Origin of the sequence: Streptomyces sp. H39-S7 (assembly GCF_027158205.1) — a bacterium.
GTDB lineage: Bacteria > Actinomycetota > Actinomycetes > Streptomycetales > Streptomycetaceae > Actinacidiphila.
This window is the reverse complement of the sequence record NZ_JAPVLU010000037.1, coordinates 47,586-74,404: the sequence shown is the minus strand read 5'-3', so window position 1 is coordinate 74,404 and position 26,819 is coordinate 47,586. Positions and strand designations below refer to the sequence as shown.

Sequence of the window (26,819 nt, the reverse complement as noted above, 5' to 3'; positions counted from 1 at the left end):
CGCCTCGGCTCCGGCACGCACCGCGGGCGAACCGGCGCCAGGGGTGATATCCAGTCCACTGTGGAAGAACATCGTGATGTGAACGGATCGGCCCAGATGTCCCGGCAGCCGCGGCTGCTCTCGACTTCCTGCGGCGACTGCGCGTGCTGCGGGGAGGGGGCCTGCGTCAGGGGCCCGGACAACGGCTGCCCGGTGGATCTGGAGAGCGTGACGTCCTGTCCCTGCCTGATGAACTGACCCGTTCGGCCCTGCGGCGGGACTCCGTTCAGGAGGTTCGGCCGCGCAGCGGGAACGTCCGGGCGTCGTGCCACTGTGCGCCGTCCCAGACCACGAGCTGCACCGCGGTGACGCGACCGGTGCAGGGCAGCCCGCCCGTCAGCCCGGCTTCGATCGTGTCCAGCACGCTCGGATCCGGGCTGTACGCGACGGTCAGATGCGGTACCACGTCGGGATAGCGGCCGCCGTACGGCGGCGCCTCCGGCCAGCGCTCGACGACGCCGGCGGTGAGCGCGCGGAGGGGGCCGTCCGGCTCCGGGACGAGATGGAGCATCTCGGGGAAGCGTCCGCACCGGTGGAAGGCGATCTCGAAGGGCGCGTGAGCACCCAGCGTCGCGTCCAGGGCTGCGACGACGGTGTCGTCGATCCGCGCGTGGTCCAGGAACGGGTAGAGCACCGACACGTGCGCCGGGACCCCGGTCGCGGCGGCGGGGTCGAACCGCCGGCGCCACTGCCCGACGAGGGGTTCCGCCTCCGGGACCTTGACGACCAACGCCGTCCGGCCCGCCGGATGCCGCGCACGGTCCTGTGACGCCATCGTTCCGGTACCGGTCCCGTCCGTCGCCCTGTGGTCGCTGCCCGGCAGGCTATCGCAGCCTCCGGCCGCGGCGCTGTCGCGCCCGCCCGCCCGCACCCAACGGCCGTCACCTCGGGGAATATTGGTCCAGACCTTGACAGGTCCAGACCAATCCGATTGAGTGCAGGGCGATCCTCCACTCAACCCCCCACTAGGAGTGGCCCCGTGTCCAAACAACGCATCATGGCGTTTCTCACCGCTCTGATCGTCGCGGTCGGACTGGCGGTCCTCGTACCGCTGGCGTCCACCGCCTCCGCCGCGCAGTGTACGACCGCGTGGAACTCCTCGACGGTGTACACCGGCGGGCTGTCCGCGTCCTACAACGGTCACAACTGGTCCGCGAAGTGGTGGACCCAGAACGAGACGCCCGGCACCGCGGCGGTCTGGGCCGATCAGGGTACCTGCGGCAGTTCGGGCGGTGGCACCGGTGGTACCGGCGGCACCGGATCGTGCGACTACCCCGCGTGGGTCGCGGGCCGGGCCTACGTCACCGGTGACATCGTCAAGTACACCGACGGCAAGGCGTACCAGGCCGAGCACGACAACCCCGGCTACGACCCGGTCATCAGCACCTGGTTCTGGGAGCCGTACACCTGCGGCAGTTCGCCGACCACACCGCCCACCCAGGGCGGCTTCCCGGTCAGCGAGGCCCAGTTCAACCAGATGTTCCCGAGCCGCAACTCGTTCTACTCCTACAGCGGCCTGACCGCGGCCCTGAGCGCCTACCCCGGATTCGCCAACACCGGAAGTGACACCGTCAAGCGCCAGGAAGCCGCCGCCTTCCTGGCCAACGTCAACCACGAGACCGGCGGGCTCGTCTACATCGTCGAGCAGAACACCGCCAACTACCCCCACTACTGCGACGCGAGCCAGTCCTACGGCTGCCCCGCCGGCCAGTCCGCGTACTACGGGCGCGGTCCGATCCAGCTGAGCTGGAACTTCAACTACAAGGCCGCGGGCGACGCGCTCGGCATCGACCTGCTGCACAACCCCAACCTCGTCCAGACCGACTCGTCCGTCGCCTGGAAGACCGGCCTGTGGTACTGGAACACCCAGAACGGACCGGGCACCATGACGCCGCACAACGCCATGGTCAACGGCGCCGGCTTCGGTGAGACCATCCGCAGCATCAACGGAAGCATCGAGTGCAACGGCGGCAACCCCGCCCAGGTCCAGAGCCGGATCGACGCCTACCAGCGCTTCGTCCAGATCCTGGGCGTCCCGGCGGGCAACAACCTCGGCTGCTGAGCCCACTCCCCCTCACGGACGGCTCACGGACACGGCGACCGACTGCCGCGTCCGTGAGCCGTCCGTGCGTCGGGGGCCGTCCGCGCGCCGGGGGCCGCGGCGAGGACAGTGCGCGGCCGCGCCCTCACCGCGAACGGCTAAACCATTCCTGGTCATCGAGGAACCGATTGTTTTCGGAAGCAATGGCCGATTCGGGCAGTCGACGCCACTGTCAATAGCCCTATCCGGAATATCTCATTCATGTCTCCCCATGCGGGTTACCGTCATGTAGGCTACGCCGTGGTCCAATTGAATCGAAGAAGGCCACACGTCGGACAACCCGCATGTGAGCCTTCTTCTGCTGTGCGCCCGTTCCCCGTCCGCACAGAATGTTTTCGGATCGATTTCACTCCCCGAGGAAGTGCGCCGCGCCGACCGTCCGGAAACCGCCGTTGCCGCGTTTCGCCCCTCGACCACAGGGAGGCGCGGTGGGTGCACGGCCGGTGTTCCGACCTTATTCGATCTTGCGGTCGTACCTGCAACGGCCCTCCACGAGAGGCCCGCAGACGGCCGTACGGGGGAAGGCAGGACGCCGCACATGGCTCAGATACAACTGCTGATCGCCGATGACCAGGTCGTGACCCGATCCGGTCTCATGGCGATGACCAGGGAAGCTCCGGGACTGGACGTGGCCGGGGTGGCGCAGGACATGGCGGGCGTCCTGACCGCGGTGGACCACGGGGGTCCCGACATCGTCCTGCTCAATCTCCGCACCCTGACCGCCGAGAGGTTCCGGCATCTCGTCCGGCTGATCGGCGCGCACGCCTCGATCATCGTTCTGTGGTGCCACGACTCGCTCGTCACGATCCAGGACGCCCTGCGGGCCAAGGTCGCCGGATTCATGGATCTGGAAATCCTGCAGGAGGACTTCGCCAGCGTGATCTCCCTGGTCAACCGCGGCTGTGCGGTGTATCTCCTCCCCCATGAACGGCTCTCCGATATCAGCACCGAATATCCGGCGTCGGCGGCCCCGGTCGCCATTTCGAGTCTCACGTCGCGGGAGAACGACGTCCTTCTGCTGCTCGCCGACGGGATGACGAACAAACAGATCGGCTCCACGCTGCATATCGCCGAGAACACCGTCAAGAAGCACGTCCATCGCGCGATGATCAAGTTATCGGCCTCCAACCGGGTGGAAGCGGCGCTGCTGGTGTCGCAGCTCGGCCCCAAGCGGTGAGGTGCGGGCCCCGCGCGGCCGCCCCGATCACCGCAGGAGGGACGTGAGCAGCACGCCATAGGTCCGTCCCGCACCGTCGACCGCCGCGGCGCCCTGGATCGCGACCTCGTGACCGAGGTAGGTCAGCGCGCCCAGCAGCGCGAGGGCGAGCTGCCGGGACGACGCGGCGCCGTCGGGGTCGGGGTCGGGGTCGGGGCCAAGGTCGTTCATGGGACGGGCCCGCTCCACGAGGCGGATCGTCGCCGACAGCCACCACCGCTCGTCGATCCGCCGCCACCGCTCGTAGCCGAGCACCGCCGGCGCGTCGAGCAGCAGCAGTCGGGCAACGGCCGGATCGGCGCACAGGGCGAGGAACGCCTGCCCGGAGCGCAGCAGCAGTGCCACCGGTTCGTCCTCGACGTCCAGGGCCTGGATCCGCAGCGCGAGTTCACGGTGGATGTCGTGCACGACATCCACCAGCAGCGCCTCCTTGCCCGCCCAGTGGTGGTAGAGCGCACCGGTCGTCACTCCGGAACTCCTCGCGATCTGCGCGATGGTCGTCGAGGAGTACCCGTGCTCGCTGAACAACTGCCGTGCGGTCGCGGTCAGTTGGGAGCGGGTGCGCTGCGTTCGTTCCGCGTTGGTTCTGCGCGTCGACATACCGAACGATGCTATGTTATTGCGATGATGGATGTCGACGCAGCTCAGGCAGTCCTCGATAACAGTCCCTTCGGACCCTGGTGGGGGTTCCAGGTGGAAGCGGTCGGCAAGGGCCAGGCCAAGGTCTCGCTGCGGCAGCGCCCGGAGCTCTTCCGCCCGGGCGGCGTCCTGCAGGGCGGATGCGCGATGACGCTCGCCGATGTCACCTGCTGGATCGCCATCATGTCCCTGTTCGGCGAGGACGATCCGTCCGTCACCCAGCAGATGACCACGAGCTTCCTCGGCCCGGCGCGCACCGATCTGGTCTGTGAGTCGACGATCGTCCGGCCCGGCCGTCTGATCGTCTACGGCACGGCCGCCACGACCGACACCGCCGGCAAGCTCGTCTCCCACCACACCCTGACCTACATCCGGCCGCCGGAACGGAACGGGGTCTGAGCCCTCCGGCCCGTGGGCCCCGAAGGGTGCCCCGGGGTACCCCGTAGGTGCCACCGGCATACCCCTTTCGTTCCCCGTTGATAGGGCCCTATCGTGGCCTACCGACGCCTCGAACCCCCCGGATAGGCTGAAATTCATCAGCTACCCGGAGGAGAATTCGTATGGCGACCGTCTTTTCGGAGACCGTGGATTTGGAAAGCGTCGGTGAACTTCCCGAGGAATACCGGGAGGTGCTGACGCATCAGATGCTCGCCAACGGCGAAGGCGAGTTGAGCGCGGGCGACACCTACGTCGACTCGTTCTATCCGCTTGCTCCCAATGCCGACGAGCGCTATATGTGCCTCAAGTTCGGCATGGAAGAGGTGGACCACTTCCGGCGCTTCGCCAAACTGCTCACTCCGCTCGGCGTCGACACGTCGCACATGGTGAATCAGACCGTGGCGGAACGGCGTTACTTCCCGGCCGAGAGTATGACCACGCGATTCACCGTCTGGGAGGAGCGCGCCGCGTTCAGCTTCCTGTGCGAGCTCGAAGGGCATTTCCAGATCAAGGAGATGACCACGAGCACCTACGGTCCGCTGCGGGTCGAGGCCGACGCGATCCTCAAGGAGGAGGCCCGGCACTTCGGTTACGGCAAGCGCCTGATGTCGGAGGCCTACGACGCCGGCGCGCAGTCCCGGGACCGGGCCCAGCAGGCGCTGGACAAGTTCTACCCGATGGCGCTGGACATGTTCGGACGGCCCGACTCCCGCCGCGGGCGGCTCGCGGTCCGGTGGGGCCTGCGCAAGAACGACAACGGTGAGCTGCGCGAGCTGTACAAGGCCGCGATCGCCGAGCACATCGAGAAGATCGGCTTCTCGGTCCCCAAGGTCGATCCCTCGCAGCTGCAGTTCGCCTGAGCGCCGCCGGCCCGCCCTGCCGGCCGCACCGGCCCCGATCCACCTCCCCGGAACCAACCACCTCACCGGAGTAGGAATCGATGACGACGACCGACATGCTGATCGACCGGATCAAGACGCACCGCGTCTTCGACCACCCCCTGTACGAGCACTGGGCCGCGGCGCCGCCGTCCGCCGAGGTCTCGGGCGCCCTCTTCCACCAGGTGCAGTCGTTCTGCGCCTCCACCCGCCCCGGCGGCGACTTCCCCACCGCGCTGCGCGGCCTCGGCTGGGACGAGCAGGCAGTCCTCATCGAGGAGATCGTCGACAGTGAGGCCGGGCACGGCCCGGAACTGGCGACGATGGCGGGCCACATCGTCAACCGCACCGGCTCCCAGGTCTTCGACGACGTCTACGACACCGACCGCGTCGAGGCATGGCTCAAGAGTTCGTCGGACCGGCTGCTGGCAGGACTGCCGGGCTACGACCCCGAGACGGGCCTGACGCCTCAGGCGGCGGCGGCCATCGAGGTGTTCCGCCGCCGGTTCTCCTCCGACGCCGACACCACCGTCCGCAATCTCGGGACGGCACTCGCGCTGGAGATCATTTCCAACCAGTCCCTGATCCCGGGCGAGAAGCGCGCGCTCATCGACTCCGGCCACTACAAGGCCGGCATCGACGAGCCGGAGATGCACTACATGGCGGAGCACTGGGGCGACGCCGGTGCCGAGCAGCAGCACGAGGCGAACGTGATCCTGGCCGTCTCCTCCGTCATGGATGCCACGAACAGCGAGCAGATCGAGCAGGGCGTGGAGGACTTCCTCGAATCCCTGTGCGCGCTGTGGGACGTCCTGGACGCGGCGCTGCTCGCGTCCGGACTGCGGCCCACCGCATAACTCTCTGCCGGACGGGCCGGCGGTTCCTGCCTGCGGGCGGAGCCGCCGGTCCGGTTGTCACTGACGGGATTCAGGGGTGGGTCATGAGTGTGTTCAAGCAAATGGACGGCCACGAGCAGGTGCTGCTCAGCTCGGGCCCCGGCGGGCTCCGCTGCGTCATCGCCATTCATTCGACCCTGCTGGGCCCCGCGCTCGGCGGCGTCCGCTACCTCCCGTACCGCGACGACGACCAGGCGATCGAGGATGCGCTGCGTCTCTCACGCGCCATGACGTACAAGGCGGCCTGCGCGGGGCTCGACATCGGCGGCGGGAAAGCCGTCATATTCGGAGGCTCCGGCGTCGAGAAGTCCGAGACGCTGCTCCGCGCGTTCGGGCAGGCGGTCGAGAGCCTGTCCGGCCGCTTCATCGCCGCCTGCGACATGGGCATCACCACCGCCGACCTGCGGGTGATGCGCAAGGAGTCGCAGTGGATCCGCGGCCTGGACGTCGAGGAGGGCGGCTCGGGTGAGTCGGGCGCCATGACCGCCTACGGCGTGAGTCTCGGTATTCGCGCGTGCCTGGAGTTCCTGGACGGCAGCGACAGCCTGGACGGCCGTCACATCGCCCTCGACGGGGTCGGCAAGGTGGGCGCCCGGCTGGCGGCCCATCTGGCCGAAGCCGGCGCGCAGCTGACGGTGGCCGACATCGACCAGGACAAGGCCGAGCGGGTGGCCGGCGAGTGCGGGGCGGAGGTCGTCAGCCGGGAGGAGCTCTACCTGCTGGACGTGGACGTCCTGAGCCCGAACGCGGTCGGGAACGTCATCGACGCCGGCCTGGTGGACAAGCTGCGCTGCCGGATCGTCGCGGGCGGGGCCAACAACCAGCTCGCCGCTCCGGCGATCGCCGACCGGCTGGCGGCGCGCGGCATCCTGTACGCACCGGACTTCGTCATCAACGCGCTCGGCCTGATCCAGGTGGTCGACGAACTGCACCCCGCGGGCCACGACATGGCCCGGGTCAGGCAGCGCGCGCAACTGATCCCGGAACGGCTCGTCGAGATCTTCACCCGGGCGAAGGACCTGAACATCAGCACGGCCGCCGCCGCGACCGGCATGGCGCGGGACCGCCTCGCCGCGGTGCGGGGCGTGCGGTCCTTCTGGCTGCCGCCGCGGTGCCCGTGAGCGGGCGCGCGGCACGATGAGGAGCGTCCACTGATGGAGCTGGAAGCCGCCGTCCGCACCCGACGCAGCGAGCACCGGCTGCTCGATCCCGCCCCGAGCGACGAGGAGTTCACCGACCTGCTCGGCTGGGCGGCGACCGCGCCCGACCACGGCCACCTGCGCCCCTGGCGGTGGATCCTCGTGCGCGGCGAGGGCCGGGCGGCGCTGGGCGCGTCCTTCGCGTCCGGCGCCACCGACGCGGAGACCAGCCGGCGCGAGGCGCGGAAGCCGCTGCGCGCCCCGCTCCTCGCGACCCTGGTCCTCGTGCCCCAGCGCAACCACCGGGTGCCGCACTGGGAGCAGCTCGCCGCGAGCAGCGCCATGGTCAACTCCCTGATGCTCCTGCTGCACGGCAGGGGGTTCGGGAGCATCTGGCGCACCGGGTCGTCCGTCGACTCGGCCGGTACCCGGGCGCTGCTGGGCCTGGCAGCGCACGAAGGGCTCATCGGCTGGCTGTACGTCGGTACCCCGGATCCCACCCGGCGGTCGGTCCCGCGCTCTCCGGTACCGGTCAGCGACCGGGTCTCCCGGCTCGCTCTCCCGCTCGGTCCGGCCCCGTCCGAGGCGGAGGACGCACGGGAGATCACATCGAGCAGGCGCTGAACGGGCCCTGCGGGAGCGGGGCGTCGGCTGCAGCAGGGCCCGGTGGTAGACGGCGAGGGATCTCGTCAGAGGGACGAGCCCGTTGGCGGCCCCCGGCCGGCCCAGCGTGCCGGCCCAGGCCGGGACCGGCCGGGATGCGGCCAGCCGGGACAGTTCGTGGTCCAGCTGTCCGCGGGAGGTGCCGCACACCTGCTCCAGGCCGGCGGACAGTTCGTCGCCGGTGCCACTCGGCGTGAGAAAGTCCGGACTATAGCCGGAAGCGGGAATCAATGACCGCAGGAGCTGCAGCGCCCGCTTCGCGGTGGGGTCTCTGCGCAGCCGCTCATATGCCGTACCGCGCCATTGGCCGAAATCCAGCGGTCCCTGTCCGGTCTGCAGGCGGCAGATACTGCACACCAGTTCCCATAAGGGTCGGGATGCTGGGACACGCGAATGTCCTGGAGGTCGTACGGGGTGAAGTGAACACGGAGCATGCAGCCTCTTTCGCTCGCAGGCCCACTGGGGGCGCGGCCCCGCCAGTTGTTCGGCGGGGCCGCCGGTAAAGACGCGCGTCGGCTCTCCGGGGTTGCTTCCTGTCCCGAATTCGGCGGGGCAGGAAACGGAACGCGCCGACCCCTTCTGCCATTTCCCCTACCGGTTGCTCGAAAAGGATTCGGGTGCGGGCGCCGGGAATGCGGTCCGGCCCTGTCCGGTCATGCGCCCGACCTCAGGGGTGGTACAGCGCGCGGGCCCGTTCGGTGTCGGCCGGGGCGTCCTCGGGGATCGGCAGGAAGTAGTCCAGCTGCCAGGCCTGCGCGCCGCGGGCCAGTCGGTTGACCGCGGTGACCCAGGGCGGGTAGACGCGGAAGGCCCGTTTCCCGCCGACGCCGTTCCTCGACACGACGCCCCGCTCGCAGAGCACGTCCCGCGGCAGCACGAACTGCCCGAAGCGCCGATCGTCGCGGCAGCTGACCACGAAGAGGTCGACGGGATCCGCGGAGTCGAACGGCTGGATGGGCCCCTCCGGGGACCTCTTCCACACGGTGACGAACTGCCCGATCTTCGTCGGGGTCGTCCTGGCCACCCGGAACCGGACGGAGGCACCGTCCAGGGTGAACACGTGCGCACCGTAGTCGGCGCTCTCCGGCTCCGGCACCGGCCGCGAGCAGACGAACCCGGCGACGTCGTACACCCCGCTCTTCGCCGCGAGCAGATCGCCGTGCAGCGGCCCCAGCGGCCCGGCGGCCGGTGTCCACGGTTCGGGGCCCGCGGTCATCCCTGGCCTCCGGCTACGGCGTCGGCCTGCGGTTCTCTGGCGCGCATGAACAGCTCCATGGTGGGTTCGGGTGTGTCTGCGAACCTATCCGAGGGCCGTCGGCGCGGGGGGTGTCGAGGGTCACCGCGCGTGTATACCGAAAATTTAGCGACTTGTCAGTGGCGCCTGACAGGATCAGCTTGCTCGGTCCACGAGCACTACGGGGGACGTACGGGGGATGGGGAAAGCATGACGGAATTCCTATGGCCACGGGGGGCGGACGCGGAGGACACCACCGCGCTCGAGGCCTGGCTGGACGCGCGCGGGTGGGAGATCGACCCCACCATCTTCATGGCCGGCGTCGGGGGCCCGGCCGTCCAGGTGCGCCGGATCGGCGCGACCTGGCAGGACGGGGACGACGGGTTGCTGATCCTGCCGGGCGAGTCCGTCACGTTCGACGCCTGGCGGATGAGCGTCGTCCGGACGACCGGCAGGGGATCGCTCTGCCGCAGCGCGTAGGACGGAACGCCCGGCCGTCGCGGCGAACGCGCGGCCGGGCACACCGCGCTGGAGGGGTGGTCCGGCCCCCCGCGAGGGGGACTCCAGCGCCGCGCGAGGCGGCGGTGACAGACTTGGACGGCCCGCTTCGCGCCGAAACTCCGCGAACCCCCGGCCACACACCCAAGGATCTCCGTGCTCGACATGAATGCCCTTCAGCGGGGCGATGTACTGCTCCAGGCCGCCGTCGCCGAGGCCGCTCTCGGCGAGTCGGCGACCGCCGGCGGCAGGATCGACCTGCTGCTCGAACTCGACGACGAGACGCTGTACACCCTGACCAAGGCCGCAGTGACCTACATCATGCGGATCCATCGTGCCGAGGGCGGGGAATGGACCCCCGGCCCCGATGCCGAGGCCGCCGGCAAGAACCAGGCCTCAGCCGGCCGGAGTTACACCATCGGGCTGCTCGATGCCTGGTCCTGCCGCGAGGGCGGCACGTTCAAGTCGCTCTTCGCCGCCGCGGCCGCCGATCCGCAGCGCCGTGCGGAGATCCTGCGCGACCCGTTCGACTTCGCCGTCGAAAGAGCGCTGGAACTGGCCGCCAAGCACGTCGGCCCGCACACCCTCGTGCGCCAGTTGTGCAAGTCCATCGCCCGGGAGGACCGTTCGATGTCCCAGGACTGGCCCTGAGCCGACCGGGCCGAAGGCTCGTCGCGGGAACCCGCCACCGCGGCCCCACGGCCTGATCCGGTCCTTCCGGCGCGCCACCCGGGACCGGTTCCGGGTGGCGCGGCCGCTCCTCGCTCGTGTACCGCTCGGACAGGGCGGCCCCGACGTGGCCGAGCATGAGGTGGACGGCGGTCACGACCTGCCCGGCCTCGCTGCGCGGATTCGCGTCCGGAACCCGCAGCGCCAGCGGCAGCGCCCGACGGCAGCACGTGGCAGACCGGCGGCTTCGCCCGGCTCACGGGCAGATGCATCTCACTCTGTGGCAGCGGGGACAGACGACGCGTCTACTGACGTCAACGACCGGCTCCGGGTCCATTTCGCGCTCCTGACTCTCCAGCACCGCCACGGCTGTGCCCGGCAGGCTCGTTGTGCTCACTCCTTAGACGCTTGAGCACCGGTCTGGGTTCGCTTTTGACGCAACTTCGTGACAGCGCCGGGCCTGACGGCGTTCGTACGCCCACTCTTGGGGCCCCTCGTCCGAGTTGTACCGCGACTCAGGTTTCGCACAGGGAAAGGCCGGTGGCCGCCGGAGGACTTCCGGCGGCCACCGTGCGTGTCCGGAACCCTTCCCTCAGCGACTCGGTGACGCTGCGTCGACAATCAGTGCACGAGGCTTTCCCGTCCCGTCGGACGGGACGGCCCAGACATCGGAGCCTCCCTTGCTCCGGGACTTGGCGTACATGACGGTGCGCCCGTCGAACCACGCGGCCTGGTCGTCCACGCTCGCCGTCTCGGCGAGCGGGGTCTCCCGCATCGTCGCCAGGTCGAGCACGTGGAGCCGCCAGGGCCGCGCCGCGTCGGCGGAGACCCGCTTCTTGAACACCAGCCGGGTGCCGTCCGGCGACAGGGAGGGGCATTCGGCGTTCTCACGCAGCGTGTGCGCCTCCCACTTGCCGTAGTCGCCCTGGATGAGGTACGTCTTCCCCTTTGTCGTCACGGTCGCGTAGAAGCGGTTGTCGTCCGCCGCGAAGGTCACACCCCAGAAGTTGACGTCGGCCGCCCGGTAGCGGTGGCCGTCGATGAACAGCGGGATGTCCTCGATGTTCTGCACCGCGTAACCCGTGCGGGTGTCGAGGATCCCGGTCCAGGTGGAGAAGCCGCCCCGGTTGTAGGAGTCCCCCTGCACGAACACCGTCCAGGAGACCATGCGCCCGCTGGGCGAGACCCGGGCGCGGTTGGGGATGCCCGACAGTTTCACCCGCCGGACCTCGCGCAGTTGGCGGTCGACGATCAGCGCGTACGTCCTGGGCACGGCGCCGGTGCTGGTGACGAGGCAGACGCCGGTGCCGGCCGCGCTGTAGAACCGCTCGCAGCCCAGCCCGCTGACCGTGCGGGGAGCGGCGGATCCGCCGGCCGGGACCGCCGCGATGTTGCCGTGGCCGGCCCCGGGGGCGGTGTCCCGGAAGAGCAGTTGGCCGGGGCGGCCGGTGTCGATCGGCTCGCCGTGGAAGGCGGGTACCGCTTCGCGCCGGGCCGCGTGGACGCTGTAGCCGACCCCCAGCCCGGCCAGCACCAGCAGGGCGAGCACCGGTGCGAGCAGTCGGACATGGGCGTGCCGGCGGATGTCGATCATGCGCTCGTCTCCTGGTGGTGCGACGGGACATCGGGAGGTGTGTCGGGGGCGTCGGTCCCGACGTCGTCCGTCGGGAAGCCGAACCTGGCCACCAGCAGGCACACCGCCAGCCCCGCCGCCATCACCGCGAGCCCGGTGCGCGGACCCCACGCCGTCCAGGCCGCGCCGAGGATGATCGAGGACACCACCCGGGCGCCCGCCTGGCCGGTCTGCAGCAGCGCCATCCCGCTGGTCCGCAGCCCGGCGGGGAGCAGCGGGCCGACCGCGGCCATCAGTACGCCGTCGGTCGCGGCGTAGAACACCCCGTGCAGCAGCAGCGCCGGGACCAGGACGAGCAGTCCGCCCGCGGGTCCCAGCAGCATCGCGTACGCGCCGAGCAGCGCCACGTGCCCGCCGAGGAACATCCGGAACCTGCCGGTGCGGTCCGCCATCCGTCCCAGCGGCACGGCGAGCAGCAGGTACGCGCCGGTGGTGCCGAGCGGCAGCAGCGGGAAGTATTCCGGGGCGATGCCCAGCCGCCGTTGCAGCAGGAGGTAGATGAAGGAGTCGCTGACCGTGACGAGGCCCAGTGCGGCGGTCAGCAGGCAGGTGCGGCGGAACGCGGCCGCGCGCAGCAGTCCGAACGCGGCGCGCAGCGCGGGCTCGCGCCGGTCCGGGGGCGGATCCTGCCGGTCCCGGACGAGCGAGACGAGCAGCACCACACCGAGGGCGGCGACGCAGAAGCTGACGACGAACACCGCGTCGTAGGCGGTGCCGGTCGCGGCGAGGACCGCGAACGCCGCGAGCGGGCCGATGAAGGCGCCCACGGTGTCCATCGCCCGGTGCACTCCGAAGGCGAGACCGAGCGTCTGCGGCGGGGTGCTGAGGGAGATCAGCGCGTCCCGCGGGGCGGTGCGCAGGCCTTTGCCGGCCCGGTCGGCGGCCACCACGGCGCCGAGCGCGCCGACCGAGCTCCCGGCGGCCAGCAGGCCGAGCTTGCACACCGCCGACAGCCCGTAGCCGATCCCGGCGACCAGTTTGCGGCGCTGGCGGCGGTCGGCGAGATGGCCGCCGACGAGCCGCACCAGGACGGTGGCACCGGTGTACAGGCTGTCGAACATGCCGAAGGCCAGCGGACTCAGGCCCAGTTGCAGAACGAGGTAGAGCGGCAGCACCGCACTGACCATCTCGGAGGAGACGTCGGTGACCATGCTGACGGCGCCGAGTGCGACCACGTTGGCGGGGACCGTACGCAGCAGTCCGGCCCGGCGCCCCCGGCGGAGGCCCGGGGCGCCGTCGGCGGGACGGGTACCGCTGCTCGCCGAGATGTACATCGGCTACTTCCACCCGCTGATGTCGAGCAGTACGCCGTAGCCGGTGATGTTGTACTGGACGATCACGTACAGATGGCGCCCGGTCGCGTCGAAGACGCCTCCGGTGAAGGAGCCCATCGGGTCGTTGACGGTCGCCGCCCGGATACAGCCGTCGCTCTGCAGGTCGGGGTCCGATCCGTCCGGCAGGCAGCTCCACAGGTCGTTGCCGTGGAATCCCTGCAGATCGCTCTCGGTGTCACCGTCCTCGTGCACGACCCAGGTGCCGCGGCCGGGCCGGAAGGCCATGTTGTCGGGCATGTTGACCGCCGGGCTGCCCGGGACGAACAACTGGAGCTGCGGGACCGCCGCGTTGGTGGTGGCGGCGGCCACCGTCCCGTCGGTCAGGCACACCGACTGGCCCCAGTTCTGCGCCTCGTCCTCGGCTCCCGTCTCGTTGACGCAGGCGCGCACCTGCCCCGCGGCGAGCGCGGTCCCGTCCAGGTCCATGTCCTCCGGCCGGTACAGGCCGGTCAGATGGAGCGCCTCGGTGGCCCCGGTCAGGTCGGGGTCGGTGCGGTCGGGGACGGGGATCCAGGCGCCCTGGCCGGTCTGGGTGCCCTGGCCGTAGTCCCGGCCACCTTCGTAGCGGCCCAGCCGGAGCCCGTAGACCCGGCCGGACGCGAGCGGCGACTCGCTCAGCCGGTGGACGGCCCCCGCGCCCGCGGCGCGGGGCTTGTCCGGCACGAACTTGAACAGCGCGCCACCGGGCGCGCCCTTGTCGGGACGGTTCTCGTCGGCGTAGTAGAGCAGGCCGTTGGGCAGTACCGAGATGCCTTCGTAGGACATCCGGCCGATGCCGGCCCGGACGGTCAGGTTCGCCGCTCCGGTGCCGCCGCTGAAGCGGCCGGTGGCCCGGTCGAGCGTGACTCCGGTGGTGTGCAGCGGGTCGATCAGCTCGTAGAGCCGGCCGCCCTCGGGCCCGCCACCGGTCTCCTCGCCGATGACGATCGTTCCCCAGGCGGTGCGCCGGACGGGGTCGCATGCCTCGGTGCCGGTCAGGATCGTCTGGGACCTGCCGGTCGCCAGTTCCGTGCGCAGCAGTCCCGGCTGGTCCGGGTCGCTCTCGTTGCAGCTGATGAGCCACCGCGGGTCGGTGTCGCTGGGCCACAGGGCGCCCTGATCGGTCGTCAGCGGCAGCCGCGCGTTGACCACGCGCACGTTCAGGCTCTTGGCGAGGGTGACCAGTCGCTCCGGGTGCGCCAGTGCCTCCGCCTTGGAGATCCCCCGGGTCGAGGAGTGCGCCAGGTCGCCGGTGACGCCGTGCGGATTGCCGCGGTCGGCGGCGTCGGCCCGGCCGGGCGCGGCGCCGGCGAAGATCGCACCGGCCCCGGCAGCCAGGGCCACCGTGGCGGCGAGGGCCGTCAGGTGTCGTTTCACGTGTTGTCTCCTTGTTCCACGGCGCGGGCCGCGGGTCGAGCGTGCGTCAGTGGCAGGTGACGGGACCGAAGGTGTCGAGCACCGAGCCGTTGTCGCGGATCAGCTCTCCCGCGTACGTGGTCGGGGTGAGGGTCAGCTTCAGGACGGCCTTGACGTCGGTGATCCGCTTCTGGCTGTTCGGCTGTGCGCTCTCGAAGCCGTAGCTGTCGGCGCCGCCGGTGCCGACGAGCAGTTCCCGTACGCCCGCCGGGTCGGCGCCCCCGGTCGCGTTCTGCGGTGCGTACCGCTCGTAGAGGTGGTCGTGGCCGTTGAGGATCAGATCGGCGCCGTGCGCCCGCAGGATCTGCCAGACGGGCTTGCTGACCATGTCGGCCTGCGGCCCGGAGCTGTACAGCGGCCGGTGCCAGTACGCGGCGACGCAGCCGTTGGTGTTCTTGCTCAGGTCCGCCTCCAGCCACTTGCCCTGCGCGGAGGTCGCGGACATGGAGATCTCGGTGTCGAGCGCGACGAAGTGCCAGCCGCCGCGGTCCCAGCTGTAGTAGGTCTTGCCGTCGGGGGTGGCGCGGCTGCCGAAGTACGCCTTGTAGCCGGCCGCCGGGGTGCTGTCGTCGTACTCGTGGTTGCCGGTCGACGGGTGGGTCTTGTTCAGGAACCGGCCCCAGGTCGTCCCGTAGTACTTCTTGAAGTCGCTGAGGCTGCCGGTGTCGTACTGGTTGTCGCCGAGGGTGATGACCTCGTCGGGGTTGATGGCCTCGACGCGCTTGGCGGTGTTCTCCGCCCCGCAGTCCTTGCCCGCGGAGCAGCCGGGGTCGGCGATGTCGCCGGCGGCGACGACCGTGAAGGAGGCCGCGCTCGGACCGGGGGTGCCGGTCACCGGCGCACTCGCCGCGGAGAGGTTGCCGGCCGCGTCCTGGGCCCTGACGGTGTAGGTGTACGCCGTCCCCTGGGTGCGGCCCGGGTCGGTGAACGCGGTGCCGGTCGGGGTGGCGACGACGGCGCCGTCGCGGGTCACCTGGTAGCCGGTCACGCCGGTGTCGTCGGTGGACGCGTCCCAGGCGAGGGAGACGGACGTGGCGGTGGTGCCGGTCACCCGCGGGTTCCCGGGCGCGGTCGGTGCGCTGGTGTCCGGGCCGCCGGCCGGGCCGTACACCTCGAACTCGTTGAGGGAGTAGCCGTAGGCGGTGCCCCGGGCTGTGCCGTACACCCGGACGTAGCGGCCGGAGGTGCCGGACGGGACGGTCACCTCGTCGATGCCGCCGTCACCGGTGGTCGTCGAGTACGCCTTGGTCCAGACGGACCCGTCGGGCGACACCTCGACGCGGTAGCCCTTGCCGTAGGCGGCCTCCCAGTCGAGGTGCACCCGGCTGAGGGTGCGCGTGGCGCCGAGGTCGACGCGGATCCACTGCGGGTCGAGTCCCTCCTCGCTGGCCCAGCGGGTGGCGGTGCTGCCGTCCACCGCCTTGGCCGCGTTGTAGGAGGAACTCTCGTCGGACGACGACAGGGCCGGCTTGCCGCGGGACAGCAGGACGTCGCCGGCGGCGTGTCCGGACGACGTGGCCGACAGGCCGATGAGCAGGGCGAGGACCGCGACCAGGCCGTACAGACGGCGATGGCGGGCGGGCGGGGACTGGGACAACGTCTGCCTCCGGGCGTGGGAGATCCAACCGCGGCGCCCGGATGTGCCGGGACGTCGCGAGGCCCACGGCCGGGACAGATCTCTCACTGAGCGCGTCACATCCAGGGATGCCGCGCCAAGCCGCGTGCAGCGAGAGTGGCAAAGCTCCGGAGGACCGTCAATAGGAGTTAGTAAAGTTTCCTAACTTGTCATGCGGATCAACCCGGCGTTCACCCGGTGCGCGCCTCGCCCGACGGCCCGGCCGACCTTCACAACCCCGGGGCCGGGGTGGGAAACTGGGCGCCGGCACCTCAGGAGGAGTCCGCCCCATGCTGGAACGCGCACTGGATCCGGGCGACTTCACCGCCTTCTGCCGCGAGACACACGGATACGAGCCCTTTCCGTGGCAGACGGCGCTGGTGGAACGGGTGGTGAGGGACGGCTGGCCACGGGCCGTCACGGTGCCGACCGGGCTCGGCAAGATCTGGGTCCTGGATGTCGCGGTGTTCACCGCCGCCCTCCGGCGCGGCCGGCCCGGAGCCGGCTCCGGCCCCTCGCGGACACCCCTGCGGATCTTCTACGCCGTGGACCGGCGGCTGGTCGCCGGCCAGGCGTACGAGCACGCGGCGCGGCTCGCCCGGACGCTGCGCCGGGCGATGTCGGATCCGCACGCCGGCCGGCCGGATCCGTCGGCTCCGCCGGTGGGCACGATCACCGGACGTGTCGCGCGGGCGCTGTGGCGCGAGGGCGACAACGAGGTGCTGGAGGCGAGCCGGATGCGGGGCGGGGTGACCTGGTCGCCGAACTGGCTGGAGCGCCCGGACCGGCTCTCCCTGGTGGCCGGCACCGTCGAACAGGTGGGCAGCCGGTTGTTCTTCCGCGGCTCCGGCGCCGGCGCCCGGCGCCGGTCGATCGACGCCGCCCTGACCGGCACCGACTCGCTGATCGTCCTCGACGAGGCACACGGCGCCGAGGAGTTCGCGGCCGCGGTGCGCGCCGCCTTCGCGCTGGACGGGACACCCGAGGAGCTGCGCCCGGTCCTGATGACCATGTCGGCCGTCGCCGGGCACGGCGGCGCCGACGCGCACGGCATCACGGACGACGACGAACGCCACCCGGTGGCGGGCCCCCGCCTGCGATCGGCCAAGCGGCTGTACCCCGTCGAGATCGGAACGGACGGGGCCGACCCCGACGGGTCGATGGCCGCCTCCCTCGCCGCGTGGGCCCAGCAGTCGGCCGCCGTTGGGCAGGCCGTCGGCGGCCAGGTCGCCGACAGCCAGGTCGTCGGCGTCGTCTGCAACACGCTCGGGCGGGCCCGAGCCGTCCTGGACCTGCTGCCCGGGGAGAAGGTGCTGCTGACCGGGCGGAGCCGCGCCGTGGACCGGGAGTACCTGCGCCGCCGGTGGTACGACCGGACGAGGACCGGCCACGAGACCCGCCACGACGGCCCGTTCTACGTGGTGACCACCCAGACCGTCGAGGTCGGCGCCGCCCTCGACTTCGACGCTCTGGTCACCGAGGCGGCCCCGCTCCCCGCGCTGATCCAGCGGCTGGGCCGGCTCAACCGCGTCGGGCGGCGCACCGCGGCGCGGGCCGTCGTGGTCCGCGCCCCGGACGACACGGGCGGGGCCGGCGGCGACGCGCGCGACGCCACCTGGCGCCGGCTGACCGGGCTCTGCCCGCCGCTCGTCACCGCCCCCGGCGAGACGCCCGAGCTCACCGGCCCCGGTCTGGCCGTCTCCCCCGCCGCGCTGCGGCGGTTGGCGGCCGATACCGACGCCGCGCAGTGGGAGGCGATGCGGGGAGCCCGCCCGGTCCTGACCCCCGTGCACACGGCGGCCCTGGACGCCTGGGTGCGCACCGAGCCGGTCCCGGACACCGACGTGCCGGTCGCTCCGTACCTGCACGGCACCGGCCCGGACGTCCGCCCCCGCGTCAGCGTCGCCTGGCGGACCCGCGAGGCGGCCTGGACGGCCGAGGAGTGGCGCGACACGGTCAACCTGTTCCCGCCGGCCGCCGAGGAGAGCGTCGAACTGCCGCTGCACGCCGTACGGCGGTGGCTGACCGGCGCCCCGAACGCCGCCGCGATCTCCGACGACGACGCGTTCCCCGGGCCGGGCGAGGAGCCCGCCGACGGCTCACCCGCCGGGTCCGGGGTGGAGGTCCTGCGGTACCGGTTCGACGCGGCCACCGCGATCGTCACACCCGACGAGCTCGGGCCCGAGGACCTCGTCGTCCTGCCGACGGGTTTCGGGGGGTGCGACGCGTACGGCTGGAACCCCGGCTCCACGGACCCGGTCGTCGACGTGGCGGACCTGGTGGGCGGCGGCGACGATCGGGCCGTCGTCCGGATCGGGCCGGCTCTGGGCAGCGCCGTGCGCGCCTACGACCCCGCGCTCGCCTCCCCGGTGGACCGGCTGATCACGGAGATCGGCGCCGACAGCGCGCCCTTCGGCCTCGAACGGGAAGCCCGCCACCGCGGCCGTTTCGCCGAACTGGCCGGCGCGGCGCCCCGGGATCTCCCCCACCTCAGGGTCTTCGGTGCGCTGGCCCGCGGCGGCCGGCTCCTCACCGTCGGCGGCGGCCTGCGGCTGTTCGTCGCCGGCCGGGCGAGCCTCGGCAAGCCCTCCACGGCCGGTCTGCCGCAGACCCTCGCCGAGCACCAGGCCGAGGTGTCCGCGGCTGCCGAGGGCTACGCCCGCAACCTCCGCCTGGACGACCGTACGGTCGCCGCCGTCGCCCTCGCGGCCGGCCTGCACGACGAGGGCAAGCGGGACCCGCGCTTCCAGACGATGCTGCACGGCGGCTACGAGGACGCAGCCGCCGCCGCTCTCGCCGCACCCGAGCCGCTCGCCAAGTCCGGCACGGACCCGGCCGACCGGTCCGGGTCCGGGAAGGCCCGGCGCGCCTCCGGCTATCCGCAGGGGATGCGGCACGAGGCGCTCTCGGCCCGCATCGCCGCACTGCACACGGCCGCCCGCGACGACCTCGACACCGAGCTGGTCATCCATCTGGTCGCGTCCCACCACGGTTTCGCCCGGCCGCTGCTGCCGCCGGTCGTCGACCCGGACCCCCGCGTCCTCCGCCTGACCATCGCCGGTCGGGAGGTGACCCTGGACACCGCGCGGACGGTCGACCCGGCGGGCCCCGCCCGGTTCGAAGCGCTCAACCTCCGGTACGGACGGTGGGGGCTGGCCCGGCTGGAGGCGATGGTGCGGCTCGCCGACATCTACTGCTCCATCCAGCGCGAGACCTGACGACTAGAAGAGCTTCTGGCCGGTGGAGCGCCACCGCTCGCCGTGCGGTTCGGCCAGACCGTCCTGTGCCAGCACCTTGAGGTGCTTGAGGATGGTGCGCGACTGGTAGCCGACGGCCGTGCAGAGCTCGTCCACCGTGATGCCGTCGTCCCCGGCGGACTGCACCTCCTGCCAGGTGCGCACCGCATGGTGGCCGAGGCCGCCGTCCGGCACCGCCTCGGACGATCTGGGGGCGTCCGGCGCCACCGGCTTCTCCGGCGTGGCCGGCTGCTGACGGGCAGCCGGCTGCGAGGTCTCCGGTGCCCGGGTACCGGACTGCTCGTCCGCGACGACGGTCCGTCCGGTGGCCGGGCCGGACGCCGCCGGGGTCCGGGGCGCGGCCGGGGGCCGCGCGATTCCGACCGGACGGGGGTTGCGGTTGACCGTCCGGTGCCTGCGGCCCTTCTGGTGCTTGCTCATCGTGTCGTCCTGTTCCGCGGCCTGCCGCCGCCTGGGGTAACCACCGGCCCGGGAATGTGGTGCGGGCCTCTCACCTCAGGAAACGACCACGGCGACAGCAGGTCACCCACGGGCCTTCGCCGCTCACCACCAGGGCGCCCGCCCCCACCACCACGGCGTCACGGTCTTCCGCTCGTGACCGGCGGGACTCAGGCCGCGACGTAGGGCCGGTCCCGGCGGGCGTCGTGCAGCACCGATCCCCACCACAGCAGCTGGTCGAGCAGCACCTTGGCGGCCGCGTCGGGGCCCTCGGGCTCCAGCAGGCTGCCGTCCGGTCCGAAGAGCAGGTAGTAGCGGGGGAAGGAGACGTAGTCGCGGACCGTGTGGGCGTGCAGTTCGTTGAAGACCTGGCGCAGTTGCTCGATGGCCAGGATGCCGCCGGTGCCGCCGCTGTAGCCCACGAACCCGATCGGTTTGGCCTGCCACTGGGTGTAGTGCCAGTCGATCGCGGCCTTCAACGAGGCCGGGAAACTGCGGTTGTAGTCCGGGGTCACCACCACGACCGCGTCGGCCTCCCCGAGCCGGCGGGTGAGCTCCGCCATCTCGGGGGGCCGGACGGGTTCCGCTGCCATCGCCGGCGGGACGGGTGGCAGTTCGAGCGGCAGCGGGGTGTCGGCGAGGTCGATCAGGTCCACCGTGAACCCGCCGTGCAGCGCGGCCTGTTCGACGAACCAGTTGGCGACCACGGGGCCGAACCGGCCCTCTCTGACACTGCCGATGACCACTGCGAGGTGGAGGGTCTGCCGGGGACGGGTCTGTGCGGACATGGCGGTGCTCCCTGTCGTACGTCGTGAGGTGGCCCAGCGGGTCACGGCTCCCAACCTGCCCGGCCGCCGGCCGGGCAGGAAGGCCGGGCCGGGACTGGTAGTGGCAGGGCCACGATCCGGCCGGGCGCGGCTGCTACGTTCGACGGGTGAGTGACAACGAGTTGGGCCTGTTCCTGCGCGTGCGCCGTGAAGGTCTCGCGCCCGGCGAGGTGGGGCTGCCCACCGGAACCCGCCGCCGCACCCCGGGTCTGCGCCGCTCCGAACTGGCCATGCTCGCGGGTGTCAGCGTCGAGTACGTGACCCGGCTCGAGCAGGGGCGTGACCGGCGGCCGTCCCCGCAGGTGCTCTCCGCGCTGGCAGACGCCCTCCGGCTGACCGCGAACGAGCGGATCCACCTGCACCGTCTCACCAAGGGCGCGGCCCCCGGCTTCAGCTGTCTGGCCGGCGCGCCGCCCGCCCGTACCGTGCGTGCCTCCGTGCTGGCGCTGCTCGACCGCCTGGAGCCCGTTCCCGCCCTGCTGCTCAACCGGCTGAGCGACGTGCTCGCCTGGACGTCGGGGTACGAGCGGCTGGCGGGGCCCCTCGGCCTGCTGGAGGGAACTCCCCCGAACCTGACGCGCTTCGTCTTCTCCGACGACCGGGCCCGTACCGTGTACCCCGACTGGGACCTCGTCGCCGACCAGCGGGTGGCCGCTCTCAAGCAGGGCCCGTTCCGGGCCGACCCGCATGTCGCCGCGCTCGCCGACGAACTGACCGTCACCGCCGGGACGGCCTTCGCCGGGCGGGTGGAGCGCCTGCCGGGCCTTCCCCGGTCCAACGGCGTCGAACGGCTGGCCCACCCCGGGGCGGGCGAGCTGCGCCTGGCCTACGAGACGCTCGACCTGACCGCCGACGACGACCAGCGACTCGTCGTCCACCTTCCCGCGGACGACGCCACCTCCGCCGCGCTCGACCGCCTGACCGGCCGCCGGCCCGGCGCCCTGCGCGCGGTCTCCGGCTGAGGACCGCGCCGGGGATCGGCCGTCAGCCGGACACCCGCGCGGAGTCGTTCTCCTCGACCACCTTGTAGCCGGCGACGGAGGGCCAGCGGACGGTCAGCACGACGGACTCCTCCTCCGCGTACCAGGAGTGGTCGACGCCCCGGCCCCACACGACGTAGTCGCCCTGCTCGGCCAGGAGGACGCTCCGTCCGGGAAGCTCCACCCGGAAACGGCCCTTGATGAGGACGAGCAGCGCGGTCCGCTCCTCGGCGGTGACCCAGACGGCCCGCTCGTCGCCCGGCGGGTGGACGCCCCACTTGATCTCGACGTCCTCGCTGTGCCGGGGGTCGGATCCGTCCTTGAAATGACCGAGCAACCAGCCCCGGTCCAGTGCGGCGTCGACGCCCGCATTGCCCACATACACGCTGTCGTTCATGATTCCCGACGGTAGCAGCCGGCCGTCTCCGCTCGGACGCGGCCCTCGCGGCGGGGAGCGGTGACGATCCGGTTGCGGTGGGGCCGCGCGCGTTTCCCGTCCCCGGCCGGTTCGTTGGCACTGACATGCATGACGTCGACAACATGGACCGGACCCCGCTCGTCGTCCGGTGGCTGAGCACGTACGGCCCGGAGGGCGCGGCGCACGAGCGGCTGTGGGGCGGCCGCGAGCCCTTGCCGCGGGTGGATCCGGCCCGGCGGGCGCGCGGGGCGATGCTCGGCTTCGCGGTCGTCACGATCGCGGCGGCGGTGGTGTCGGTGCTCCTCGGCTGAGCACCCGTACGGCCGATGGCGCGCGGCGTGACGGGCTCAGGTCCGGGTCCACCAGCGCGCGCCCCGGGAGGCGCCGGTGCGCCGTCGGCGTTTGCTGCGGCCGCCGCTGCTGTGGGCGGCGGCGAGCCCGAAGGTCACCTGGACCCGGGCGCCGCCCAGCCGGCTCCGGGCGATCTCCACCGCTCCGCGGGTCACAGCGGCCGCCCGGTGGGCGATGTCCAGCCCGAGGCCGGTGGAGACCGTACTGACCCCGCGGCCCACGGCACCGTCCGGATCCGGGATGCCGGGACCGGCGTCCTCGACCGTGAGCACCACGCTCTGCGCGCCCCGCTCCAGGCGCACCGCGAAGGCGGTGCCGGAGGCGGTGTGCCGGAACACATTGCCGACCAGGGCGTCGAAGACGGCCGCGAGGTCGTCCTCGGGCAGGTCGACCAGCGCCTCCTCGGCGGTGATGTCCGCGTGGAACGGCCGGTGCTGCTGCTCGGCCAGGACGGCCCAGAAAGCCGCTTTGCGGCGGATCACCGCGGCGGCGGCGCAGCCCTCCGCGGGCGGGCCCGGGGCGGACGGCCGGCCCGGGGTCGCGGCCCCCGACAGCGGCCGCAGACCGCGTCCCATCGGGCCCACGGCGAGCGGGGTGCGGGCGGCGGTGATGATGGAGTGCAGTTCCGTGTCGAGGTGGTGGATCGCGGCGGAGATGCGTTCCGCGTCGGCGGTCGGCCCCATCCGGTCGGCGGTCAGGCGCAGCGCGGTCAGCGGTGTGCGCAGCCGGTGGGAGAGGTCCGCGACGAGTTCGCGTTCGACGGCGAGCAGCTCCAGCATGCGGTCGGCCATCGCGTTGAAGGCCAGGCCCGCCTCGTACAGCTCGGGCGGTCCCATCGGGTCCACCCGGACGTCGAGGTCCCCCCGGCCCAGGGCGTAGGTGGCGCGCGACAGGTTGTGCGAGGAGCGCACGACGCGGGCCGCGAGCCGGTCCGCGACGAGCGTGGAGCCGGCCACCAGGGCCACCGCGAGCAGCGTGATGGCTCCCCAGGAGGCGGCCACCCCCCGGTTGAGCCGTTCCTTGGGGACGAACTCCTCGATCACCGCCACCCGCCCGGGACCCAGGACGACCGGCTGGAGGTAGACCCAGCCGCCGGGCCGGTTCTGGGCGATGGCCTCGCCGTCGCGGGCGGCCCGCCGCAGCAGGGCGGCGGGCGCGTGCGTCGGTCCGACGACCTGTCCGGTCGGCAGGTGGACGCTCAGGTCCTCGCCGGGGGCCAGCACCGAGATGGCCTGGCGCAGGTCGGGGATGTCGTCGGTCAGGGCCAGCACCGGGGCGAGGGCGGCAGCCTGCTGTTCCGCGGCGGTGATCGCCTGGTTGCGGGCCTCGGAGCGCACCAGCAGGGCGAGGGGTATCAGGAAGGACAGGGCCACCATGGAGGTGACCGCCAGTGCCACCCCTGCCAGCGTGCGTCTCACGGCGGCGTCACCAGCTTGATGCCGACACCGCGCACGGTGTGCAGGTACTTCGGACGGATCGCGCGTTCACCGAGTTTGCGGCGCAGGGCGGACAGATGCACATCGATCGTCGCATCGTCGACATACGACTCGCGCCACACCTCGGTGAGGATCTTGCGCTTGGAGACGACGCGGCCGGCGTTGCCCGCCAGGAAGGCGAGCAGGTCGAACTCGCGCCGGGTCAGCTGCAGCTCCCGGCCGGCGAGGTGCGCGGTGCGGGCCATCGCGTCCACCCGCAGCTCACCCACGACCATCGGGCCCTGCGTCGCGGTCGGGCCCTCGTGCAGACCGCCGGGGACGGAGGCGACGGCCCGGCCGACACGTCGCAGTACCGCGGTCAGCCGGGCGGTCAACTGCCCGCTGGAGAAGGGCTTGACGAGGTAGTCGTCGGCGCCCGCGTTGAGCAGCCGGACGATCTCGGCGTCGTCGTCCCTGGCGGTGACCACGAGCACCGGCACCTGGGAAATGCCACGGATCATGCGCAGCGCGTCACTTCCGTCCAGGTCGGGCAGGCCCAGGTCCAGGATCACGGCGTCGAGGGGCCCTTGTGTCACCTCTCTCAGTCCGCTGAAACCATCGGCGGCACTGCGCACCACATGCCCGTCACCGGTCAGGATCTCGATCAGTGCCGCGCGTATGGCGGGGTCGTCTTCCACGACAAGGACGCTGGCCATGCGGCACACCGTAACGGATCAGCCATGATGGTGCCGTGCCCCGTCCGCTGCGCTACCTCATGATCTGGCTGTGCTGCACGGCCCTGACCGTGACCGCCGCCTTCCTGGCCGTGCGCTTTGTGGTGCATTCGACCGCGCCGCTGCCGCCGACCGCCCGTGCGCTGCCGACGGTCTTCAGCACGCCGACCTCCCCTCCGGGCCCGCTCGTCCCCGCCACCTCGGCACCGAGGACCCCGCCGGCTCCCACCCGGAAGACCCCGACAGTGACGCCGTCCACCAAGGCGCCCACCACCCGGCCTCCGACGACTGCCGCGACCACCGGCGGGCACACGTCGAGCAGCTGCCGGGGCGGCGCGGGGGTGCACAGCATGCAGTCGGTGGGTGGCCGGGTGACGTTCAACATGGGGGCCGACGCGATCTGCCTGGTCTCCGCGGTGCCGGCGCCGGGTTTCACCACCAGCACCGATCAGGACGCACCGGACACCCTGACCGTGACCTTCCTCAGCGCGACGCACCGTTCGGAGACCACGGGAACCATCCACCCGCAGCCCCAGGCGGTCACCCGCGAAGTGTCCTGGTAGCCGCGGCCGTTGCCCGCGGGGGGCTGAGGAGGGGGCCGGAACCGAGCGGAACCTGTGGGGAACCTTAGGAGAACCTAAGGTTCCCGGTCGGGGTGTGTGACAGGGGCCGGAGAGCGCCTAAGTTCGATTTCGCCCGGTCACCGAAGCAGCACCCCTCCGACCGGTCGTGACACTTCCGGCGCGGTGCATCCCCCTGTGTGCCGCGCCGGTCCCCGCCTCCGATCCCCCGAGGTCCTCCCCACATGAGCTCGCACCGCCGCGTCGATCTGCCCAGCGGCCCCTCGCCGCAGCACCGCGCACAGCGTCGGCCCCGACTGCGCAAAGCCGTCATGGGCGCGGCCGTCATCGCCGCGCTGGGTGGCGGGACGGCCTTCGCCTGCATAGGCGGCGGCTCCGGCCACTCCCCGGGACAGCCCACCGCTGCGACCCCCACCGCAGCGGTGGGCACTCACACGCCAGGGCCGGACACGCGGCCCGCGACGCCCGTGACGCGCCCCGCCCGACCGCCGGCGAAGCCCACCCCCACTCCCCCGCGCCGCACCACGCCGCCCCGGCCCGCGCCGGCCACGACCCCGGCGAAGCCCGCCCCCACCACGTCCGCCCCGTCGAATCCGCCGGTCTCCGGCGACGCGGTGCAGCAGGTGCTGGCCAAGGTCAACCAGGCCAGGGCCGCCCAGGGACTGCCGGCCTACACCCTCCTCGAAGGGCTGAACCGCAGTGCGGCGGCGCACAACAAGGTGATGTCCGCCGGTTGCGGACTGTCCCACCAGTGCCCCGGCGAGCCCGCGTTCGGCGACCGCGAGCGGGCGCAGGGCGTGCAGTGGATGTCGGCGGGAGAGAACATCGGCGACGGCGGGCCGGTCGCGAACACCGGGCAGGCCATCGCCAAGATGGCACTCGGACTCACCCAGAGCATGCTCGACGAGCGGCCGCCCGAGGACGGACACCGCCGCAACATGCTGAGCTCGTCCTTCACCCACATCGGTATCGCGGTATTCCGGGACGGTTCGGGCACCGTCTGGCTCACCCAGGACTTCTCCAACTGAGCCTCCGCGTCACGCTCCGCAACGGGGAAGACGACGCGATGGCGGATATGCGCCGCCGCAGCGCACGCCTCCCCGTCGCGGCGGAACCGCACAGCGACCGCCACCTCGGTGGCGGTCGCTGTCGCGGCTGTTCCGGCCTCCGCGACCGTTGCGGACGGCGCGCGATTCGGCGGCGGACCCTGACAACTTCCTAAAATGTGTCGACGAAACTGCTCGGCATGATGAGTGCGCTGAAGCGATCGACGCCCGACCGGCCGCAGATGTGGCGGTCCGTGGCGCTGGCCACCACCGCCTTCACGGTCCTGGCCGCGGTGACCGGCTGTGCCGGTTCCGGGGCGGGCGGTGTCAGGGCGTCACGGGTGGTCCTGGCACCCGACGCACCCGACGCACCCGACACGGCCGA

Annotated in this window: 26 protein-coding genes; 14 read left to right on the top strand and 12 right to left on the bottom strand. The window is 72.0% G+C overall.

Annotation, left to right across the window (positions count from 1 at the left end; translation table 11 throughout):
* Window positions 1-265: 265 nt before the first annotated feature.
* Window positions 266-814, bottom strand: coding sequence for a 2'-5' RNA ligase family protein (locus O3X23_RS30200; protein WP_269275083.1), 549 nt, complete (start codon window positions 812-814; stop codon window positions 266-268).
* Window positions 815-1,036: 222 nt separating this feature from the next.
* Here O3X23_RS30200 and O3X23_RS30195 point away from each other — a divergent pair, with 222 nt between their 5' ends.
* Window positions 1,037-2,101 (top strand): glycoside hydrolase family 19 protein, encoded by a 1,065-nt coding sequence (locus O3X23_RS30195; protein WP_269275137.1) that lies wholly within the window; start codon window positions 1,037-1,039, stop codon window positions 2,099-2,101.
* Between the two features lie 325 nt (window positions 2,102-2,426).
* On the top strand, window positions 2,427-3,317 hold the full coding sequence (locus O3X23_RS30190) for a response regulator transcription factor (protein ID WP_269275082.1): 891 nt from the start codon (window positions 2,427-2,429) through the stop codon (window positions 3,315-3,317).
* Window positions 3,318-3,344: 27 nt separating this feature from the next.
* On the opposite strand, the gene O3X23_RS30185 is transcribed toward O3X23_RS30190, so the two are convergent.
* The gene (locus O3X23_RS30185) at window positions 3,345-3,956 is read right to left on the bottom strand and encodes a TetR/AcrR family transcriptional regulator (protein WP_269275081.1); all 612 of its coding nucleotides are present in this window, start codon (window positions 3,954-3,956) and stop codon (window positions 3,345-3,347) included.
* Window positions 3,957-3,980: 24 nt separating this feature from the next.
* Between O3X23_RS30185 and O3X23_RS30180 the strand changes: the two genes are divergently transcribed.
* The 5 genes from O3X23_RS30180 to O3X23_RS30160 all read left to right on the top strand — a co-directional run bounded on the left by O3X23_RS30180 (window position 3,981) and on the right by O3X23_RS30160 (window position 7,970).
* Window positions 3,981-4,394 carry a PaaI family thioesterase gene (locus O3X23_RS30180; protein ID WP_269275079.1) on the top strand — a complete coding sequence of 138 codons (414 nt, stop codon included), beginning with the start codon at window positions 3,981-3,983 and terminating at the stop codon, window positions 4,392-4,394.
* Between the two features lie 161 nt (window positions 4,395-4,555).
* Entirely contained in the window at window positions 4,556-5,293 is a 738-nt protein-coding gene (locus tag O3X23_RS30175) for a Phenylacetic acid catabolic protein (protein ID WP_269275077.1), read from the top strand.
* Window positions 5,294-5,373: 80 nt separating this feature from the next.
* Window positions 5,374-6,168 carry a hypothetical protein gene (locus O3X23_RS30170; RefSeq protein ID WP_269275075.1) on the top strand — a complete coding sequence of 265 codons (795 nt, stop codon included), beginning with the start codon at window positions 5,374-5,376 and terminating at the stop codon, window positions 6,166-6,168.
* A gap of 83 nt (window positions 6,169-6,251) precedes the next feature.
* Window positions 6,252-7,328, top strand: coding sequence for a Leu/Phe/Val dehydrogenase (locus O3X23_RS30165; RefSeq protein WP_269275073.1), 1,077 nt, complete (start codon window positions 6,252-6,254; stop codon window positions 7,326-7,328).
* A 33-nt stretch (window positions 7,329-7,361) separates the two neighbouring features.
* Complete coding sequence (locus O3X23_RS30160; protein ID WP_269275072.1) at window positions 7,362-7,970, top strand: nitroreductase family protein; 609 nt, start codon at window positions 7,362-7,364, stop codon at window positions 7,968-7,970.
* Window positions 7,971-8,676: 706 nt separating this feature from the next.
* Here O3X23_RS30160 and O3X23_RS30155 read toward each other — a convergent pair.
* Window positions 8,677-9,225, bottom strand: coding sequence for a MepB family protein (locus O3X23_RS30155; protein WP_269275071.1), 549 nt, complete (start codon window positions 9,223-9,225; stop codon window positions 8,677-8,679).
* Window positions 9,226-9,453: 228 nt separating this feature from the next.
* On the opposite strand from O3X23_RS30155, the gene O3X23_RS30150 reads away from it, so the two are divergent.
* Together O3X23_RS30150 and O3X23_RS30145 are read left to right on the top strand one after the other, a co-directional pair.
* Window positions 9,454-9,723 (top strand): hypothetical protein, encoded by a 270-nt coding sequence (locus O3X23_RS30150; protein ID WP_269275070.1) that lies wholly within the window; start codon window positions 9,454-9,456, stop codon window positions 9,721-9,723.
* A 174-nt stretch (window positions 9,724-9,897) separates the two neighbouring features.
* On the top strand, window positions 9,898-10,392 hold the full coding sequence (locus O3X23_RS30145; RefSeq protein WP_269275068.1) for a hypothetical protein: 495 nt from the start codon (window positions 9,898-9,900) through the stop codon (window positions 10,390-10,392).
* A gap of 610 nt (window positions 10,393-11,002) precedes the next feature.
* Here O3X23_RS30145 and O3X23_RS30140 read toward each other — a convergent pair.
* Genes O3X23_RS30140 through O3X23_RS30125 form a run of 4 tightly spaced genes read right to left on the bottom strand, consistent with a single transcriptional unit; the run spans window position 11,003 to window position 16,369 of the window.
* Window positions 11,003-12,004, bottom strand: a complete 1,002-nt coding sequence (locus O3X23_RS30140) for a TolB family protein (protein ID WP_269275066.1) — start codon at window positions 12,002-12,004, stop codon at window positions 11,003-11,005.
* On the bottom strand, window positions 12,001-13,317 hold the full coding sequence (locus O3X23_RS30135; RefSeq protein ID WP_269275063.1) for an MFS transporter: 1,317 nt from the start codon (window positions 13,315-13,317) through the stop codon (window positions 12,001-12,003). Before O3X23_RS30135 ends, O3X23_RS30140 begins: the two co-directional genes overlap by 4 nt.
* Window positions 13,318-13,320: 3 nt before the next feature.
* Complete coding sequence (locus O3X23_RS30130) at window positions 13,321-14,733, bottom strand: alkaline phosphatase PhoX (RefSeq protein WP_269275061.1); 1,413 nt, start codon at window positions 14,731-14,733, stop codon at window positions 13,321-13,323.
* Between the two features lie 46 nt (window positions 14,734-14,779).
* Window positions 14,780-16,369, bottom strand: a complete 1,590-nt coding sequence (locus O3X23_RS30125; protein ID WP_269275059.1) for a discoidin domain-containing protein — start codon at window positions 16,367-16,369, stop codon at window positions 14,780-14,782.
* A gap of 308 nt (window positions 16,370-16,677) precedes the next feature.
* Between O3X23_RS30125 and cas3g the strand changes: the two genes are divergently transcribed.
* Window positions 16,678-19,605 (top strand): type I-G CRISPR-associated helicase/endonuclease Cas3g, encoded by a 2,928-nt coding sequence (cas3g, locus tag O3X23_RS30120; RefSeq protein WP_269275057.1) that lies wholly within the window; start codon window positions 16,678-16,680, stop codon window positions 19,603-19,605.
* 3 nt (window positions 19,606-19,608) lie between these two features.
* Here the strand turns inward: cas3g and O3X23_RS30115 are convergent, their stop codons facing one another.
* Both O3X23_RS30115 and O3X23_RS30110 read right to left on the bottom strand, forming a co-directional pair.
* The gene (locus O3X23_RS30115) at window positions 19,609-20,064 is read right to left on the bottom strand and encodes a hypothetical protein (protein WP_269275055.1); all 456 of its coding nucleotides are present in this window, start codon (window positions 20,062-20,064) and stop codon (window positions 19,609-19,611) included.
* A gap of 188 nt (window positions 20,065-20,252) precedes the next feature.
* Window positions 20,253-20,870 carry an NADPH-dependent FMN reductase gene (locus O3X23_RS30110; RefSeq protein ID WP_269275053.1) on the bottom strand — a complete coding sequence of 206 codons (618 nt, stop codon included), beginning with the start codon at window positions 20,868-20,870 and terminating at the stop codon, window positions 20,253-20,255.
* A 146-nt stretch (window positions 20,871-21,016) separates the two neighbouring features.
* On the opposite strand from O3X23_RS30110, the gene O3X23_RS30105 reads away from it, so the two are divergent.
* Window positions 21,017-21,871, top strand: coding sequence for a helix-turn-helix domain-containing protein (locus O3X23_RS30105; RefSeq protein ID WP_269275051.1), 855 nt, complete (start codon window positions 21,017-21,019; stop codon window positions 21,869-21,871).
* A gap of 22 nt (window positions 21,872-21,893) precedes the next feature.
* Here the strand turns inward: O3X23_RS30105 and O3X23_RS30100 are convergent, their stop codons facing one another.
* Complete coding sequence (locus O3X23_RS30100; RefSeq protein WP_269275050.1) at window positions 21,894-22,286, bottom strand: signal peptidase I; 393 nt, start codon at window positions 22,284-22,286, stop codon at window positions 21,894-21,896.
* Window positions 22,287-22,411: 125 nt separating this feature from the next.
* On the opposite strand from O3X23_RS30100, the gene O3X23_RS30095 reads away from it, so the two are divergent.
* Complete coding sequence (locus O3X23_RS30095; protein WP_269275048.1) at window positions 22,412-22,618, top strand: hypothetical protein; 207 nt, start codon at window positions 22,412-22,414, stop codon at window positions 22,616-22,618.
* A gap of 36 nt (window positions 22,619-22,654) precedes the next feature.
* Here O3X23_RS30095 and O3X23_RS30090 read toward each other — a convergent pair whose 3' ends face one another.
* The gene (locus O3X23_RS30090) at window positions 22,655-24,076 is read right to left on the bottom strand and encodes a sensor histidine kinase (RefSeq protein WP_269275046.1); all 1,422 of its coding nucleotides are present in this window, start codon (window positions 24,074-24,076) and stop codon (window positions 22,655-22,657) included.
* Window positions 24,073-24,789, bottom strand: a complete 717-nt coding sequence (locus O3X23_RS30085) for a response regulator transcription factor (protein WP_269275045.1) — start codon at window positions 24,787-24,789, stop codon at window positions 24,073-24,075. Before O3X23_RS30085 ends, O3X23_RS30090 begins: the two co-directional genes overlap by 4 nt.
* 35 nt (window positions 24,790-24,824) lie before the next feature.
* Here O3X23_RS30085 and O3X23_RS30080 point away from each other — a divergent pair, with 35 nt between their 5' ends.
* Window positions 24,825-25,370 carry a hypothetical protein gene (locus O3X23_RS30080; protein ID WP_269275044.1) on the top strand — a complete coding sequence of 182 codons (546 nt, stop codon included), beginning with the start codon at window positions 24,825-24,827 and terminating at the stop codon, window positions 25,368-25,370.
* A 242-nt stretch (window positions 25,371-25,612) separates the two neighbouring features.
* Window positions 25,613-26,416 carry a CAP domain-containing protein gene (locus O3X23_RS30075; protein WP_269275043.1) on the top strand — a complete coding sequence of 268 codons (804 nt, stop codon included), beginning with the start codon at window positions 25,613-25,615 and terminating at the stop codon, window positions 26,414-26,416.
* The last annotated feature ends 403 nt before the right edge of the window (window positions 26,417-26,819 follow it).

Excerpts from the sequence above, each read along its gene's own strand:
- O3X23_RS30100 (WP_269275050.1), bottom strand. The coding sequence starts at position 22,286 with ATGAACGACAGCGTGTATGTGGGCAATGCGGGCGTCGACGCCGCACTG.
- O3X23_RS30170 (WP_269275075.1), top strand. The coding sequence starts at position 5,374 with ATGACGACGACCGACATGCTGATCGACCGGATCAAGACGCACCGCGTC.
- O3X23_RS30110 (WP_269275053.1), bottom strand. The coding sequence starts at position 20,870 with ATGTCCGCACAGACCCGTCCCCGGCAGACCCTCCACCTCGCAGTGGTC.
- O3X23_RS30095 (WP_269275048.1), top strand. The coding sequence starts at position 22,412 with ATGCATGACGTCGACAACATGGACCGGACCCCGCTCGTCGTCCGGTGG.
- O3X23_RS30175 (WP_269275077.1), top strand. The coding sequence starts at position 4,556 with ATGGCGACCGTCTTTTCGGAGACCGTGGATTTGGAAAGCGTCGGTGAA.
- O3X23_RS30075 (WP_269275043.1), top strand. The coding sequence starts at position 25,613 with ATGAGCTCGCACCGCCGCGTCGATCTGCCCAGCGGCCCCTCGCCGCAG.
- O3X23_RS30135 (WP_269275063.1), bottom strand. The coding sequence starts at position 13,317 with ATGTACATCTCGGCGAGCAGCGGTACCCGTCCCGCCGACGGCGCCCCG.
- O3X23_RS30085 (WP_269275045.1), bottom strand. The coding sequence starts at position 24,789 with ATGGCCAGCGTCCTTGTCGTGGAAGACGACCCCGCCATACGCGCGGCA.
- O3X23_RS30195 (WP_269275137.1), top strand. The coding sequence starts at position 1,037 with ATGGCGTTTCTCACCGCTCTGATCGTCGCGGTCGGACTGGCGGTCCTC.
- O3X23_RS30185 (WP_269275081.1), bottom strand. The coding sequence starts at position 3,956 with ATGTCGACGCGCAGAACCAACGCGGAACGAACGCAGCGCACCCGCTCC.
- O3X23_RS30150 (WP_269275070.1), top strand. The coding sequence starts at position 9,454 with ATGACGGAATTCCTATGGCCACGGGGGGCGGACGCGGAGGACACCACC.
- O3X23_RS30155 (WP_269275071.1), bottom strand. The coding sequence starts at position 9,225 with ATGACCGCGGGCCCCGAACCGTGGACACCGGCCGCCGGGCCGCTGGGG.
- O3X23_RS30115 (WP_269275055.1), bottom strand. The coding sequence starts at position 20,064 with ATGAGCAAGCACCAGAAGGGCCGCAGGCACCGGACGGTCAACCGCAAC.
- O3X23_RS30200 (WP_269275083.1), bottom strand. The coding sequence starts at position 814 with ATGGCGTCACAGGACCGTGCGCGGCATCCGGCGGGCCGGACGGCGTTG.
- O3X23_RS30180 (WP_269275079.1), top strand. The coding sequence starts at position 3,981 with ATGATGGATGTCGACGCAGCTCAGGCAGTCCTCGATAACAGTCCCTTC.
- O3X23_RS30140 (WP_269275066.1), bottom strand. The coding sequence starts at position 12,004 with ATGATCGACATCCGCCGGCACGCCCATGTCCGACTGCTCGCACCGGTG.
- cas3g (WP_269275057.1), top strand. The coding sequence starts at position 16,678 with ATGCTGGAACGCGCACTGGATCCGGGCGACTTCACCGCCTTCTGCCGC.
- O3X23_RS30165 (WP_269275073.1), top strand. The coding sequence starts at position 6,252 with ATGAGTGTGTTCAAGCAAATGGACGGCCACGAGCAGGTGCTGCTCAGC.
- O3X23_RS30160 (WP_269275072.1), top strand. The coding sequence starts at position 7,362 with ATGGAGCTGGAAGCCGCCGTCCGCACCCGACGCAGCGAGCACCGGCTG.